Below are 15,520 nucleotides of genomic sequence, written 5' to 3' on the forward strand. Positions count from 1 at the left end.
GACACGGCCCCTCGCGTGCTTCGGCGGCTGCGGGTGCGTGGGGGCTTGCGCTGCTTCTGCTGCTCAGCGGAGGTGTTGGGCGAAGAAGGCCATCGTCGTGTCCATGGAGGCCGGCCACTGGGGGCCGAAGGCGTGGGCATCGCCCTCGTACTCCTTGAGTTGTACGTTCTTGCCCGCCGCCTTGAATGCGGCTGTGGTCTGGCGCGACCAGGTGATGGGGCAGGTGTCGTCGGCTGTGCCGTGGTGGATCAGGAGTGGCTCGGTCAGGCGGTCTGCGTAGGTGATGGGGGAGACCTCCCGCCAGAACTTCAGGTTTTGCTCGGGTGTGCCGTGGGTCGCTTCGATCTCGTTGACGATCGGGTCGCCTTCGCTGCGCTGGAAACGGTCTACGTTCTCGGCGGGGCGCGAACTCACCGGTGCGAACACCACGGCCGCGTCGACCAGCCCGGGTTCCACCACCAGCGTGTTGTACGTGACTCCGCCGCCCATCGACCGGCCGAGCAGGCCGATCCGGTCGCCGTCGATCTCCGGGCGGGTGGACGAGCGCAGGGCCAGTACGGCGCCGATGACGTCCTCGGTGTATCCGAGGCGGAGGTTGACGTCGTTGTCCGGGTCGTCGTCGGAGGTGGCGTGGTTGCGGTAGTCGGTGTGCAGGACGACGTAGCCGTTGCGGGCGAGGAGGTCCTGTTCCCGGGCCAGACCGCGGCCGGTGGTGTAGACGTCCGGGTCTATGTATCCGTGCGCCAGCACGAGGGCTGGGAAGGGCCCCTTGCCCGTGGGGATGTTCATGATCCCCGAGATCGTCAGCCCGTTGGCCTCGTACGTCACCGCGTATCGGGTGTAGGCGGTGGTTCGGGCGAGTACGGAGCGGAGTCGGAGGTTCGAGCCTGTGTGCTCGCGCTGGATCAGGCCAGGGATCGACACAGGGTCGGCGGCAGGGGAGGGGGAGAGGGAGGGAGTGGGCGTCCTGGTGGCGGCACTGGTCGACGCCGGCACCTCGGTGGGCACTGGGTCGGCGCCATCACCCCCGGTGCACCCGACCACCGCCACGAGCACGATCCCGGCGGCGACACAGACACCACCCCGAAGCAGCCGCATGGAACCAGTATCCCCCGAACCGAACCGCCCCCGCTGTGGGCATGCGTGCCGCATGCAACGCCCCCTCCCCGGCTGCGGGCATGCGTCCCGCTCTACAACCGTCCCCGCTGTGGGCATGCGTCCCGCTCTACAACCGTCCCCGCTGTGGGCATGCGTGCCGCTAGGGGCGGCACGGGTGGGCACAGCGGCACCCTGCAAGCGCCGGCAAGCGCACCCACCCCCACCTCAGCCCCAACGCCGGGCACCCCGAACCCAAGGCACGCTCAATCCCAAGGCACGCTCAAACCCCGCGCCCCCGAAACCGACGCCCACCTACAACCGCGGCCCTCCGGTGGACCCCCGCACCATCAACTCCCCCCGCACCGTGGCGATCCCGCCCGGCGGCGGCTCCTCCCGCCCCATGGCGATCCGCCCGGCCCGCGCCCCCGCCTCGGACAGCGGCAACCGCACCGTCGTCAACGCAGGCACCGCGTCAATACTGAACGGCAGATCATCGAACCCGGCGACGGACACGTCGTCGGGAATCCGCAGCCCCGAGTCCCGCAGCGCGGCACACGCCCCCAGCGCCACGGTGTCGTTCGCCGCGACGACAGCGGTCAACGACGGGTCGCGCCGGAGGAGTTCGAGTGTCGCCTCGTACCCGGACCGGCGGTCGTACCGCCCGTGCACGGTGCGCAGCGGAACGTCCTCGATGCCGTGCGCGGCGAGCGCGGACCGGTGACCCTCCAGGCGGTGCCGGGTCGTCGTCCGCTCCTCAGGGCCTGCGATGTAGCCGAGCCGCCGGTGGCCGAGGCCGATCAGATGCTCGGTGAGCTGCGAGCCGCCCCCGCGGTTGTCGAAAGTGAGGGCGATCGCCTCGGGAGCCTCGGGCGAGGGCGGCCGTCCGCAGAGGACGACCTTGGTTCCGGCCTCCGCCAGCCTGCGCAGCTTCGCGGCGACGGCCGTGGCGTGCGCGCTGTCCTCGATCGCCCCGCCGGTGAGGACGACCGCGGCGGCACGTTGGCGCTGGAGGAGGGTGAGGTAGGTGAGCTCGCGTTCCGGGGAGCCGCCCGTGTTGCAGACGACGCCGAGCCGTTCTCCGCCCGCGCGGCCCCCCGGGCCCCCGATCTCCGACTGGATCGCGGCCGCCATGATCCCGAAGAAGGGGTCGGCGATGTCGTTCACGAGGATTCCGACGAGGTCGGACGTCGCCGCGGCCAGCGAACTCGCGGGCCCGTTCAGTACGTAGTCCAGCTCGTTCACCGCGCGCAGCACCCGCTCGCGCGTGGACGCCGCGACGGGATAGTTCCCGTTCAGCACCCGGGACACGGTCGCGGGCGAGACCTGCGCACGCGCCGCCACGTCCGCCAGGGTCACGGTCATCTCGTCGTCCTCCGGTCGCGCAACTCGTTGTCGTCTACGTCGTGCTGTTCGTCAGGGGAGCGCGGGCACACAATGCCCGGGATCCGGGTGTTCGTACGGCCCCCATATCCGGGTACATCCGATCCTGACCATGCCCTCCGCGTCCACCCGTCCGACCGATCGAACATCTCGTCCCCCGTGTGGTCTTGTCCAATGGGCTCGACAGAGGCTAGCTTCTCCGTAGATAGAAAGCGCTTGCTGGCACGCTCACCAGTTCCTCAGAGGGCGTACGAGGCGCGGAAACCGCGTACGAAGGGAATGACGTGACACGCAAGACGGTGCGTATCGCCATGAACGGCGTGACGGGGCGCATGGGCTACCGCCAGCACCTCGTCCGCTCGATCCTCGCCCTGCGCGACCAGGGCGGCCTCGACCTGGGCGACGGCACCGTGCTGTGGCCCGAACCCGTCCTCGTCGGCCGCCGCGAGCACGTGCTCAAGGCGCTCGCCGAGCAGCACGGCCTCGAGGAGTGGTCCACCGACCTGGACGCCGTTCTGGCCGACCCGACCATCGACCTCTACTTCGATGCGCAGGTCACCTCCGCCCGCGAGGAGTCGCTCAAGGCGGCCATCGCGGCGGGCAAGCACATCTACACGGAGAAGCCGACGGCCACGGGGCTCGACGGTGCGCTGGAACTGGCCCGGCTGGCCGCCGCCAAGGGCATCAAGCACGGCGTGGTCCAGGACAAGCTCTTCCTCCCCGGCCTGCTCAAGCTCAAGCGCCTCATCGACGGCGGCTTCTTCGGTCGGATCCTGTCCATCCGCGGGGAGTTCGGCTACTGGGTCTTCGAGGGCGACTGGCAGTCCGCCCAGCGGCCCTCCTGGAACTACCGCGCCGAGGACGGCGGCGGCATCGTCGTCGACATGTTCCCGCACTGGGAGTACGTGCTCCATGAGCTCTTCGGGCGGGTCACCTCCGTCCAGGCCATCGCCGCGACCCACATCCCGCAGCGCTGGGACGAGCAGGGCAAGCCGTACGACGCCACGGCCGACGACTCCGCGTACGGCATCTTCGAGCTGGAGAGTGGTGCGATCGCCCAGATCAACTCGTCGTGGGCCGTGCGCGTCAATCGTGATGAGCTGGTGGAGTTCCAGGTCGACGGGACGGAGGGGTCGGCTGTGGCCGGGTTGCGCAACTGTCGTGTGCAGCACCGCAGTTCGACGCCCAAGCCGGTCTGGAATCCCGACATCCCGGCCACCTACTCCTTCCGGGATCAGTGGCAGGAAGTCCCCGACAACGCCGAGTTCGACAACGGCTTCAAGGCCCAGTGGGAGCTGTTCCTCCGGCACGTCTACGCCGACGCGCCCTACCACTGGGACCTCCTCGCCGGCGCCCGCGGCGTCCAGCTCGCCGAACTCGGCCTGAAGTCCTCGGCCGAGGGTCGCCGCTTCGACGTACCGGAGATCTCGCTGTGAGAACCATTCAACTGCCAGGAGTTGGAGGGGGGTTGCGCGCGTACACCCCGCGCTCCGAGCCCCTTGCCCTCACGACCGGCTCGCCCTTCACCTCTCGTACGGTCTTCTCGGCGGCGCATGTGGTCGCCGATCCGTACGCGGATGTGTCCCCCGACTCGCCCGCCGCCGTCGACTGGGACTCGACCCTCGCCTTCCGCCGTCACCTGTGGTCCCACGGGCTCGGTGTCGCGGAGGCGATGGACACCGCCCAGCGGGGGATGGGCCTCGACTGGGGCGGCGCGGCGGAGCTGATCCGGCGGTCGGCCGCCGAGGCCAAGGCGGTCGGTGGGCGGATCGCTTGCGGTGTCGGCACGGACCAGCTCGGCGGGGGCTCCCTCGAGGAGATCCGGAAGGCCTACGAGGAGCAGCTGGCCCTCGTCGAGGAATCGGGTGCCCAGGCGATCCTGATGGCCTCGCGCGCGCTGGCGGCGGCCGCCTCCGGTCCCGAGGACTATCTGGAGGTGTACGGCCATCTGCTCCGGCAGTCGTCCGACCCCGTGATCCTGCACTGGCTCGGACCGATGTTCGACCCGGCCCTTGAGGGCTACTGGGGGTCCAGCGACCTGGACGCCGCCACGGAGGTGTTCCTTCAGGTCATCGCGGCCCACCCGGACAAGGTGGACGGCATCAAGGTGTCGTTGCTGGATGCCGGGCGCGAGATCGACATCCGCCGCCGCCTCCCGCAGGGCGTGCGCTGTTACACCGGGGACGACTTCAACTACCCCGAACTGATCGCGGGTGACGAGCAGGGCTTCAGTCACGCCCTGCTCGGCATCTTCGATCCGCTGGGGCCGTTGGCGGCGGAGGCGGTCCGGGTTCTGGACACGGGTGATGTGAAGGGGTTCCGCGAACTCCTCGATCCCACAGTGGAGTTGTCCCGGCATCTCTTCCAGACACCTACGCGCTTCTACAAGACGGGTGTGGTGTTCCTGGCGTGGCTGGCCGGCCATCAGGAGCACTTCACGATGGTTGGCGGGCTTCAGTCGGCGCGCTCGCTTCCGCACTTCGCCCGTGCCTATGAACTGGCCGACGGGCTGGGTCTGTTCCCGAACCCGGAGCTGGCCGAGACGAGGATGAGGACGATGCTGTCCCTGTACGGAGTGGCCCAGTGAACCTGTCGCGTTTCTCCATCAACCAGATGACGGTGAAGCAGCTGTCTATGCCCGAACTGGTCGATGCTTGTGTGGAGTTGGGTGTCCCCGGAGTCGGTCTCTGGCGTGAACCCGTCCAGTCGTACGGGCTCGACGCGACCGCCAAGCTGGTCCGTGACGCGGGCCTGGCGGTGACGACCCTGTGCCGGGGCGGCTTCCTCACGGCGATCGAACCGGCCGAGCGGGCCGCCGCGCTGGCCGACAACCGCTCGGCGATCGACGAGGCGGCCACGCTCGGCACGGACACGCTGGTCCTCGTCTCCGGTGGACTGCCGGCGGGCAGCAAGGATCTGCATGGCGCGCGGGAGCGCATCGCCGACGCGCTGGGGGAGTTGGGCCCGTACGCCGCGGAACGGGGCGTACGCCTGGCCATCGAGCCGCTGCACCCCATGTTCGCCTCGGACCGGTGCGTGGTGTCGACCCTGGCCCAGGCGCTGGATCTGGCGGAGCGCTTCCCGGCGGACCAGGTCGGCGTGACGGTGGACACGTACCACATCTGGTGGGACGACACGGCGCCTGCTCAGATCGCCCGCGCGGGTGCCTCCGGGCGCATCCACACCTTCCAACTCGCCGACTGGACAACCCCGTTGCCCGAGGGTGTGCTCAACGGGCGCGGTCAGATCGGCGACGGTTCGGTCGACATGCGGGAGTGGCGTTCGTACGTCGAGGCGGCCGGCTACACCGGTCCCATCGAGGTCGAGCTGTTCAACGAAGGGTTGTGGGCGCGGGACGGGCGCGAGGTGTTGGCGGAGACGGCGGCGCGGTTCGTGGAGCATGCCGAGTAGGGCACACCGAGTAGAGCACGCGGAGTGGAGCACGTGGAGTAGCGGTCCGGGTCGCGGTAAGCCTCGGAAGCGCCCTGGTGCTCCATCCCTCCCCGGTTGGGATGGAGCACCGAGGTCAGGGCACCGTGCCTGACCAGGATGCCCGGTGACCCCTGTGGCTGTCGTTGCCAGTGGGTCCACAGATGGTTGACGTTGCGTCTACTCCCGTACGGCCAGCGCCTGGAACCGGTACTCCCTGGGCGAGAGCCCGTACGCGGTGCGGAAGACGCGGGTGAATCCGGAGCTGTGGGGGAGGCCCCAGCGGGTGGCGATGGCGTGGATCGGGGTGGCGTGCAGCGCGGGGTCCGCCAAGTCGTGGCGGGCGCCCTCCAGGCGCTGGCTGCGGATCCAGGCCGCGACCGTTTCGCCGCGCACCTCTTCGTGGAAGATGCGGTGCAGATAGCTGAGCGAGATGTGGTGCACGGCCGCGATCACGGGCGGTGTCAGCTCAGGGTCGTGCAGGTTCTGGCGGATGAACGCGCGTATGCGTTCGGTCAGGGCCCGGTGACGGGTCTCCGGCGGGAGAGCGGCCTCCACCTCCAGCATCTGGGCGAACCAGGCCGCCAGCAGGTCGAGCACGACCGTGCCCAGGCGCGGCGCGTCCGACGGCTGGAGGGAGTTGGACTCCCTTTCCAGGCCGGTGAGGAACCCCGTCAGCAGGGCGCCCACCCCCTCCTGCGCCGACAGCCGTCTGCCCAGCAACTCCCGTACCCGGTCAGGTGACACGGGCAGCAGTGCCTTGGGGACCTCCACGCCCACCCCGGTGACCGTGCGGCGGCCCAGGCCGTCCGGCGGCCGCACGTCGTAGGGCCGCGAGGTGTCGGAGACCCACAGGTCGCGAGGGCCGTACATGTCGCTCCGCCCGGCGTGGTCGAACCCCAACTCGCCGCCGAGCACCAGCGACAAGTGGTACTGCTCGGGGTCGGACTGCCGGATCATCCGCGCGGTTCGCCGGAACCGCGCCGGCAGCAGCGACGTCGGCCAGACGATCACCGGCCCCAGCTCCAGCAACCGCTGCTCCGCCCAGAAGTCGGCGGCGTACTCACTGCTGATCTCGCTCGGCGCGATCGTCCGGTCGATCAGTTCCCGCCAGTACTCGAACCTGTGCTCCGCAGGCACGTCCTCGCTCCGGAACACCGTCCCGATCATCCCGCCCCGTTCCCCCCTAAGCCCCCGTCAGGCGCTCCCGTCGGCGCGGAGGGAACGCGGAGGGAACTTTATCCTCGCTCGGTGAACGTCGGCCGGGTGCGCGGGGGAAGGCCCCGCATCCGGAAGGCCCGGCGCCCTTCCCGCGCGCCGGGCCTTCCGGATCGGAACCGCTCGGGTCACTTCCTGTAGCCGGTGACCTTGCCGATCCAGGTCATGAAGGCGGGCGCGTCCTGGTTCGCGCCGTGCGCGCCGTCCCAGTACATGTACGTGTCGACGTTGTCGCCGAGGTTCTCCAGGCTCGCGGCGAGGTTGCCGACGACGGTCAGCGAGGTGTCGCTGTCCTTGGTGCCGACGCGGATGAACCAGTTCCGGGCCCGGTGCGGGTTCTTGCGCTCGATGAAGGGCATCGGGTTGAGCAGTTCGATCTTCTCGGGCAGGTCCGCGTCGAGGCGGGCGGCCGCGTCGCCGGTGGCCTTGCGCAGGCTCCACTCGGTGAAGTGCCGTGCCTTGGTGGTGTCCACGCCGAACAGGTTGTTCTCGCCGGAGGACAGGTCGAAGAGGTCGAACGACGGGACGTTCTTCTTCCGGGCGCCCACGTGGGTGAGGAAGTCGCTCCAGGCGAAGGACGCCTTGCCGCCGGACCAGGAGATCCCGGGGTGGGCGGCCAGGTAGGCGGTGCGGTCTGCGTCGGACAGAGCGGCCAGGTACTTGGTGGCCGAGGGCTCCAGGTACGTCCTGACCAGGTACTCGTCATAGTTGCGGGCGGTGATGCGGCCGAAGCCGCCCTTGCCCTTGAGCTTCAACGAGGCCTGGTACTCGGCGAAGTTGCTCCGCAGTTCGTTGGACAGGGCCTGGTCGACCTGCGCGCCACTGGAGAGCGGGTTGGTGCCCCAGTTCCACTCGTACGCCATGTCGGCGTGTTCGAGGTCTGTGATCGGGCAGTACGGGGCGGCGGCGAAGACGGCGTCGCTCGCGTCGGCCGCGCCCAACTCGCTCAGGTAGGAGTCGTAGAGGCGGCTGTCGCCGGTGGCGCCGAGCAGCGAGGTGAGGGCGCCGCCCGCGCTGACGCCGGTGGCGACGATGCGGTCGGTGTTGCCCGGGACACGGCCCTTGTTGTGGCGGAGGTAGCGGACCGCGGCCTTGAGGTCCACGATCGCCGCCGGGGCGACGCCGTAGTAGACGCCCGTGGAGTCGACCAGGGACCGGCCGCGGGCGCCCGGTTCCGCCACGACGTAGCCGGACGCCAGCGCCAGGCCCGGGTTGGTGCCGCGGCCGATGCCGGTGTTGTTGGCCGTGGAGGACGGCATGTAGCCGCCGACCGCGTTGTTGAAGAGGATCGGCGCGTGCGAGGCGTCGACCGCAACGCCGTCGATCTCCACCGGGACGCTGACGTTGAGGGTCTGGTACGTCACGTCGACCGGGGCGGCGACATACGGGATCGCCTTGTAGGAGCGGTACGTGACCGCCTTGACGCCGTCGGCAGTGGTGACGGACGTGGTGAGGGTGGTGTAGGTCGCGGGGTCGAACACCAAGGGGTCCGATGCCGAGAGGTCCGCTGCCGAGGTTGCCTTGCCCTGCACCTTGGCGGCGGGCGAGGCCCACGCCCCGCCGGCCGAGCCGACAACCGCCGGTATGGCGGCCGTCGCGGCCAGAACCTTCACCATGTGTCTGCGCTGCATCGCGTCTTCTCTCTCCACTGGGGGGCGGCCCGGAAGGCGAGGAACCGCTTCCGGCGCATGCGAAGGTATGCGCCCACCCAGAGATCGTCAACAATTTCGTCAACTTTTCGGCCGCGCGTGGACGTCGCCCCCGGAGGGTCCACGGTCGGGCGTGATCGCGCTCGCCCAATGCCCCACCCCGGAGCTACGGGGGTGGGGGATTGCCGCTATTTCTTCGCGCCCCGCTTCGCCAGTACCGTCAGGATCACCGGGATCAGCAATTCGACGACCCGGGTGACGGTCGCCGCGGGGAGGCCGGTCTTCTTGGCGACGGCGTTCGCGACCGGCTTGCTCGCCTTGGCCAGCACACCGGCCAGGAGGCCGCCGGCGGTGAATCCGCCGAGCGTCGACACGCCCTGAAGTGGCGCCTCCTCCTCCGGAACGGGCGCCTCGCGCACCTCGCCGGAGAGCGCCGACACCGTCGTTCCGACCATCTCGCGGGCCTCGCTGCCGTCCGTTCCCAGCAGGCCCGCGATCTCCTGGAGCCTGTCCTCGCCGAGCTCGTCGAGGACCTCGGCCTCCAGGGACGTACCGGAATCTTCGCTCATGACGAAAACGCTACGTCTGCCCCGTTTCGCCCGCACGCCAAAAAAATCTCAGAAGTCCGTACAACCCTCCCCGCACATGGCGGGTCGTACTTGGCATCAGGACTTCTGGAGGGGGATCTGGGGGGATCGCGGGGGTTCTGATGCGGAGGGGAACCCGAGGGGGCCCGGTCGACGGACCGGGCTCCCTCGAAGCTTTTCCCGCCAACGGTCTGGCGCACCGAAGGTACGGCTAAAAGAAGACCCCGCACCGCAGCAGCACATTCGCGTACGGCCGGGCCTCCCCGGTCCTGACGATCAGGCGCGCGCCCGCCGACAGCGACTTCAGCTCCTCGTGCGAGACCGTCCACAGGCCCGGGAAGCGCTTCTCCAGCAACGCCGACACGTCTGGGTTCGCCTCCTGGACCTCACGTGCGGCCGTGGCGCCCTCCACCACCAGCTCGTCGAGCAGCCCGTCGAGCACCTCGGCGAACGACGGCACCCCGGCCCGGAACGCCAGGTCCACGACGCGCGGCCCCGCCGGTATCGGCATCCCCGCGTCGCACACCAGGACCCCGTCCCCGTGGCCCAACTCGGCCAGCGCGCCCGCGAGATGGCGGTTCAGAATTCCGGCCTTCTTCACAGTGCGGCCACTTCCTCGGCGGTCGGGAAGGACTCCTGGGCGCCGTGCCGGGTGACCGCGACGGCCCCGACCCGGGCGGCGTACCCGGCGGCCTCGGCCAGCGACTCGCCGCGCCCCAGCCGCCAGGCCAGCGCGGCGGTGAACGAGTCGCCCGCCCCGGTCGTGTCCACGGCCTCGACCCGCACGGACGGCACCCGGACCCGGGCCCCGGCCCGCTGGGCCACCAGCGCGCCCTGCTCGCCCAGCGTGATGACGACCGAACTCGGGCCCAAAGCCAGCAGATCCCGCGCCCAGTCCTCCGGCTCAGGACCCGCCCCGGAGCCGATCAGCACACGTGCCTCGTGCTCGTTCACGATCAGCGGGTCGCAGGCCGCCAGTACCTCGCGGGGCAGCGGCCTCGGCGGCGAGGGATTGAGTACGAAACGGCTGTCCTCGGCGAGATTCCGTACGACCTCCACGACCGTCTCCAACGGGATCTCCAGCTGCGCCGAGACCACCCGGGAGGCCTGGAACAGGCTCCCCGCCGCGCGGACGTCCTCCGGCATCAGCCGCCCGTTCGCGCCGGGCGAGACCACGATGCTGTTGTCCCCGGACGGATCCACCGTGATCAGCGCGACCCCGGTGGGCGCGCCGCCGACCAGGACGCCCACGGTGTCGACACCGGCCGCCCGCTGCGAGTCGAGCAGCAGCCGCCCGTACGCGTCGTCGCCCACGCGCGCCAGCAAAACCGTACGGGCCCCGAGCCGGGCGGCGGCGACTGCCTGGTTCGCGCCCTTGCCGCCCGGGTGGACGGTCAGGTCGGAGCCGAGGACCGTCTCCCCGGCCGCGGGCCGCCGCTCGACACCGATCACCAGATCCGCGTTGGCCGATCCGACGACCAGCAGGTCGTAGTCGTACATGAACTGTCTCCCAAGGAAAGTCAGTTGAGCGGCCGGACAGACGCGCTGTCTGTCCGGCCGCTCACGGGTCACCCGCTGATGCTGTCCACGCTCACCGGTGTCATCCGCTGAACTCGGCCACGTTCTGAGCCGTGACCACCTTCACCGGCACCATCACCGTCTTCTCGACCGTCTTCCCCTCGACGGCCTTCAGCGCGTTCTCCACCGCGATCCGCCCGAGTTCCGTCGGCTGCTGGGCCACGGAGGCGTACATCGTGCCGTCCTTGACGGCCTTCAGTCCGTCGGGGGTGCCGTCGAAGCCGATGACCGAGACCGACTTGCCGGCCTTGGAGCCGAGCGCCTTGACCGCGCCGAGCGCCATCTCGTCGTTCTCGGCGAAGACGCCCTGGATGTCGGGGTGGGCCTGGAGCATGTTGGTCATGACGTCGAGGCCCTTGGTGCGGTCGAAGTCCGCGGGCTGCTTGGCGACGACCTTGATGCCGGGGTAGTCCTTCAGACCCTCGGTGAAACCGGCCCCGCGCTCACGGCTGGCGGACGTGCCCGCCTGGCCCTGGAGGATGGCGATCGTGCCCTTGCCGCCCAGCTTCTCGGCCATGGTCTTCGCGGCGAGCTTGCCGCCGGCGATGTTGTCGGAGGCGACGAGCGCGGCAGTGTCGGCGTTGTTCACGCCCCGGTCGACGCCGACGACGGGGATGTCGGCCTTGTTCGCGGAGCGCACCGAGGGGCCCGCCGCGTCCGAGTCCACCGGGTTGACGATGATCGCCCCGAGGCCCTCGCTGGTGAAGTTCTGCAACTGGTTGGCCTGCTGGGACGCGTCGTTCTGGGCGTCCGTCACCGTCAGGTCCACGCCGAGCTTCTTCGCCTCCTCCTGCGCACCCGCCTTGATCTGTACGAAGAAGGGGTTGTTCAGCGTCGACAGCGACAGGCCCACCTTCGGCGTCGTCGAGGACGAGCCGGTGTGCAGGAAGGACATGGCGCCCACGACGGCCGCGGCGACCACGGCCGCGATGACATACGTCGCCGCCTGCTTGCCCCTGCCGCCGCCCGAGGCGCCCGCGGCCACCGGGGTCGCCCCCGCCTTGCGCCGCACCGTGTCGAGGAGCACCGCGAGGGCGATCACAACACCGATGACGACCTGCTGCCAGAAGGCCGACACGGAAAGGAGGTTGAGCCCGTTGCGCAGCACCGCAAGGATCAGCGCGCCGATCAGCGTGCCGGACGCCTTGCCGGTACCGCCCGCGAGGGAGGCGCCGCCGATGACGACCGCGGCGATCGCGTCGAGCTCGTAACCCTGCGCGGCCTGCGGCTGGGCGGAGGAGAGCCGGGAGGCGAGCACGATGCCCGCGGCTGCCGCGAAGAGACCGGACAGCGCGTAGATCGCGAGCTTCTGCTTCTTCACCCGGAGGCCGGAGAGCCGCGCCGCCTCCTCGTTGCCGCCGATCGCGTACATGGAGCGGCCGATGTAGGTACGACCGAGGATCACGGCGGTGATGAGCCCCATCACGACCATCACCAGGACCGGCACCGGCAGCCAGCCGCCGAGCGTGTCACCGAGGTGGGACACCGAGTCGGGGAAGGCGATCGGGCTGCCCTGCGAGATGACCAGGCTGAGCCCCCGGCCCACGGAGAGCATCGCGAGCGTCGCGATGAACGGCGGCAGTTTCCCGTACGAGATCAGCACGCCGTTGACCAGGCCGCACGCTATGCCGGTGGCGATCGCGAGGATCACCGCGATCCAGACCGGCACGCCCTCCGAAGTCGCCGTCCAGGCAAGGACGGTGGCGGACAGCGCGGCGACGGAACCGACCGACAGGTCGATGCCCGCCGAGACGATCACGAAGGTGACGCCGAAGGCGAGGATGGCGGTCACGGCCGCCTGGACGCCGATGTTGAGCAGGTTGTCCGTCGTCAGGAAGTCGCCGGACAGCGCCGACATCGCGACGACGAGGACGATGAGCGCGGTGAGCGCGCCGTTGTCGAGCAGGAGCCGGCGGACCGCCGAGGCGCCACTCGCGCCCGAGGTGCTTTTGAGCGTGTCAGTGGCCACGGGGGGCCTCCTTCTCTGTGTTCGTGCTGACGGCGAGGGCCATCACCGAGTCCTGCGTCGCCTCGTCGGCGGAGAGTTCGCCCGCGATCCGGCCCTGCGCCATCACCAGCACCCGGTCGCTCATGCCGAGCACCTCGGGCAGATCGCTGGAGATCATCAGGACGGCGGCGCCGGCGGCGGTCAGTTCGTTGACGAGCTGGTAGATCTCGACCTTGGCGCCCACGTCGATACCGCGGGTCGGCTCGTCGAGGATCAGCACCTTGGTGTCGGCGAGCAGCCACTTGCCGATGACGACCTTCTGCTGGTTGCCGCCGGACAGGGTGCGCACATGCTGGCCGAGTCCCGCCATCCGCACGCCCAGCTGCTCGGCGACCCTGGCGGCGGCGACCCGCTGCCCCTTGAGGTCGACAAGACCGCCGTGGGTGGCCGCCCGCATGGTCACGAGCCCGAGGTTCTCCTCCACGGAGGCGTCGAGGACGAGCCCCTGGCCCTTGCGGTCCTCGGGAACGAGCCCGATGCCCGCGCTCATCGCCGCGGGGACGTCGTGGCGCGGCAGCCGTGCCCCAGCGACCTCGACCGACCCCTTGTCGTACGGATCGGCCCCGAAGACGGCCCGGACGACCTCCGTACGTCCGGCCCCCACGAGCCCCGCGACACCGACGACCTCACCGGCCCGCACCTCGAAGGACACGTCGTGGAACGCACCGTCCCTGGTGAGCCCCCGGACGGTCAGCAACGCGGCCCCGGCGTCCGCGCGTTCACGCGGATACTGCTGCTCGATGGAACGGCCCACCATCAGACGTACTAGTTCGTCCTCGGGCGTGGACGCGGGCACCTGGCCGACGCTCCTGCCGTCCCGGATGACCGTGACACGGTCTCCCAGGGCGGCGATCTCCTCCAGGTGGTGCGTGATGAAGACGATGCCGACACCGTCCTCGCGCAGCTGGCGCACGATGCCGAAGAGGTTTTCGACCTCTTCGGAGGTGAGCACCGCGGTCGGCTCGTCCATGATCAGCACGCGGGCGTTGAGGCTGAGGGCCTTCGCGATCTCGACCATCTGGAGACGTGCGATACCGAGTTCACGCACCCGCGCGCGGGGGGACACGTTCACCCCGACCCGCTCAAGGAGGGTGGCGGCGGCCGTCTCCATGGCCTTCCGGTCGATCATCCCGAAGCGGCGCGGCTGCCGCCCCAGGAAGATGTTCTCGGCGACCGTCAGATCCGGGACGAGGTTGAACTCCTGGTAGATGGTCGCGATCCCGAGGCGCTCGGAGTCCTGCGCGCCCTGGATGCGGACCTCCTCGCCGTCCACGAGGACGCGCCCGGCGTCGGGGTGGTAGGCGCCGGAGAGCATCTTGATGAGGGTGCTCTTGCCCGCGCCGTTCTCGCCGAGCAGCACGTGCACCTCGCCCCGGCGCAGATCGAAGTCCACGCTGTCGAGCGCGACGACGCCGGGGAAGGTCTTGCGTATGCCCTCGATACGCAGCAGTTCACCTGAATCGGCAGAAGGCACCTTGCTTGAATCGGCACGAGGCGATGCGCCTGAATCCGTACCGGGCAACTCGTCAGGGCGGCTCACGGGTTGCTCCTCTCTGTGGCAGTGGCCTCGCCGCACGAGGCGCGTACGACGAGACGGGCGGGGAGGGTGACGGACTGCGGGGGCCGCCCCTCGATGCGGTCGACCAGGGCGCGTACGGCGGCCCGGCCCAGCTCGCCCGTCGGCTGGGCGATCGCGGTGATCGGCGGATCGGTGTGCACGAACCACGGGATGTCGTCGAACGCGGCGAGCGCGATGTCCTCGGGAACCCGCATCCCGCGCGCGCGGATGGCGTCCAGCGCGCCGAGCGCCATCAGGTTGTCGGCGGCGAAGACGACTTCGGGCGGCTCGGGAAGTGAGAGGAACCGCTCGGTGGCCCGGCGTCCGCTCTCGGCCTGGAAATCGCCCTGCCCTATGTAGGCGTCGGGGAGGGGCAGCCCGTACTCGGCCATGGCCTCCCTGAAGGCCTCGACCCGCTCGCTGCCGGTGGTGGTCGCCGCCGGGCCCGCGATGATGGCGAGCCTGCGGTGGCCGAGCCCGTGCAGATGGGCGACGAGATCGCGTATCGCCGCGCGCCCGTCGGCCCGTACGACAGGCACGTCCAGACCCGGGATCCAGCGGTCCACGAAGACCATCGGGGTCCCCGCGCGCGCGGCGTCCAGCATTCCGGGGGAGCCGCCGTCGGTGGGGGAGACGAGCAGACCGTCGATGCGCCGGTCCAGCAGGGTCCGTACGTGGTGGTCCTGAAGGTCGGGCCGCTCGTCGGCGTTTCCGATGATCACGCTGTAGCCGAGGGCGCGGGCCTCCTCCTCGACGGAGCGGGCCAGCTCGGTGAAGTACGGGTTCATCACGTCGCTGATGACCAGGCCGAGGGTGCGGGTCTGGTCGGTGCGCAGGGAGCGGGCGACGGCGTTCGGGCGGTAGCCCAGAGTCTTCACGGCGGCCAGCACGCGGCTGCGTGCGTCGGTACTGACCGACGGATGGTCGTTCAGGACCCGCGAGACCGTGGCGACGGACACGCCGGCCTCGGCAGCAACGTCCTTGATGCTCGCCATCGCCGATCCACCTCCTCGTG

General features: G+C 70.1%; 13 protein-coding genes. 3 read left to right on the plus strand and 10 right to left on the minus strand.

The window, feature by feature from the left end:
* Nucleotides 1–63: 63 nt before the first annotated feature.
* Together OG246_RS15735 and OG246_RS15740 are read right to left on the minus strand one after the other, a co-directional pair.
* The gene (locus OG246_RS15735; protein WP_266461856.1) at nt 64–1,098 is read right to left on the minus strand and encodes a S9 family peptidase; all 1,035 of its coding nucleotides are present in this window, start codon (nt 1,096–1,098) and stop codon (nt 64–66) included.
* A gap of 312 nt (nt 1,099–1,410) precedes the next feature.
* Nucleotides 1,411–2,460 carry a LacI family DNA-binding transcriptional regulator gene (locus OG246_RS15740; protein ID WP_266461858.1) on the minus strand — a complete coding sequence of 350 codons (1,050 nt, stop codon included), beginning with the start codon at nt 2,458–2,460 and terminating at the stop codon, nt 1,411–1,413.
* A 302-nt stretch (nt 2,461–2,762) separates the two neighbouring features.
* On the opposite strand from OG246_RS15740, the gene OG246_RS15745 reads away from it, so the two are divergent.
* From OG246_RS15745 to OG246_RS15755, 3 genes are read left to right on the plus strand one after another with little or no spacing between them, the layout of a single operon-like run.
* Nucleotides 2,763–3,914, plus strand: a complete 1,152-nt coding sequence (locus tag OG246_RS15745) for a Gfo/Idh/MocA family protein (RefSeq protein ID WP_266461860.1) — start codon at nt 2,763–2,765, stop codon at nt 3,912–3,914.
* Entirely contained in the window at nt 3,911–5,065 is a 1,155-nt protein-coding gene (locus tag OG246_RS15750) for a dihydrodipicolinate synthase family protein (RefSeq protein WP_266461862.1), read from the plus strand. The genes OG246_RS15745 and OG246_RS15750 overlap by 4 nt, the downstream gene beginning before the upstream one ends.
* Before the next feature lie 26 nt (nt 5,066–5,091).
* On the plus strand, nt 5,092–5,889 hold the full coding sequence (locus OG246_RS15755; RefSeq protein WP_266464224.1) for a sugar phosphate isomerase/epimerase: 798 nt from the start codon (nt 5,092–5,094) through the stop codon (nt 5,887–5,889).
* 198 nt (nt 5,890–6,087) lie between these two features.
* On the opposite strand, the gene OG246_RS15760 is transcribed toward OG246_RS15755, so the two are convergent.
* The 8 genes from OG246_RS15760 to OG246_RS15795 all read right to left on the minus strand — a co-directional run bounded on the left by OG246_RS15760 (nt 6,088) and on the right by OG246_RS15795 (nt 15,500).
* Nucleotides 6,088–7,077 (minus strand): helix-turn-helix domain-containing protein, encoded by a 990-nt coding sequence (locus OG246_RS15760; protein ID WP_266461865.1) that lies wholly within the window; start codon nt 7,075–7,077, stop codon nt 6,088–6,090.
* A 176-nt stretch (nt 7,078–7,253) separates the two neighbouring features.
* Nucleotides 7,254–8,756 (minus strand): subtype B tannase, encoded by a 1,503-nt coding sequence (locus OG246_RS15765; RefSeq protein ID WP_266461868.1) that lies wholly within the window; start codon nt 8,754–8,756, stop codon nt 7,254–7,256.
* A gap of 206 nt (nt 8,757–8,962) precedes the next feature.
* Nucleotides 8,963–9,343, minus strand: coding sequence for a DUF937 domain-containing protein (locus OG246_RS15770; RefSeq protein WP_266461871.1), 381 nt, complete (start codon nt 9,341–9,343; stop codon nt 8,963–8,965).
* 229 nt (nt 9,344–9,572) lie between these two features.
* A complete protein-coding gene (gene rbsD, locus OG246_RS15775; RefSeq protein ID WP_266461874.1) occupies nt 9,573–9,962 on the minus strand; it encodes a D-ribose pyranase in 390 nt (129 codons plus the stop codon).
* The gene (locus tag OG246_RS15780; RefSeq protein ID WP_266461877.1) at nt 9,959–10,861 is read right to left on the minus strand and encodes a ribokinase; all 903 of its coding nucleotides are present in this window, start codon (nt 10,859–10,861) and stop codon (nt 9,959–9,961) included. Before OG246_RS15780 ends, rbsD begins: the two co-directional genes overlap by 4 nt.
* 100 nt (nt 10,862–10,961) lie before the next feature.
* Nucleotides 10,962–12,908, minus strand: coding sequence for a substrate-binding domain-containing protein (locus tag OG246_RS15785; RefSeq protein ID WP_266461880.1), 1,947 nt, complete (start codon nt 12,906–12,908; stop codon nt 10,962–10,964).
* On the minus strand, nt 12,898–14,421 hold the full coding sequence (locus OG246_RS15790) for a sugar ABC transporter ATP-binding protein (RefSeq protein WP_266464226.1): 1,524 nt from the start codon (nt 14,419–14,421) through the stop codon (nt 12,898–12,900). Before OG246_RS15790 ends, OG246_RS15785 begins: the two co-directional genes overlap by 11 nt.
* A 62-nt stretch (nt 14,422–14,483) precedes the next feature.
* The gene (locus OG246_RS15795) at nt 14,484–15,500 is read right to left on the minus strand and encodes a LacI family DNA-binding transcriptional regulator (RefSeq protein WP_266461883.1); all 1,017 of its coding nucleotides are present in this window, start codon (nt 15,498–15,500) and stop codon (nt 14,484–14,486) included.
* Nucleotides 15,501–15,520: the final 20 nt, after the last annotated feature.

The organism is Streptomyces sp. NBC_00620 (genome assembly GCF_026341825.1).
In the GTDB taxonomy this organism is placed as follows: domain Bacteria; phylum Actinomycetota; class Actinomycetes; order Streptomycetales; family Streptomycetaceae; genus Streptomyces.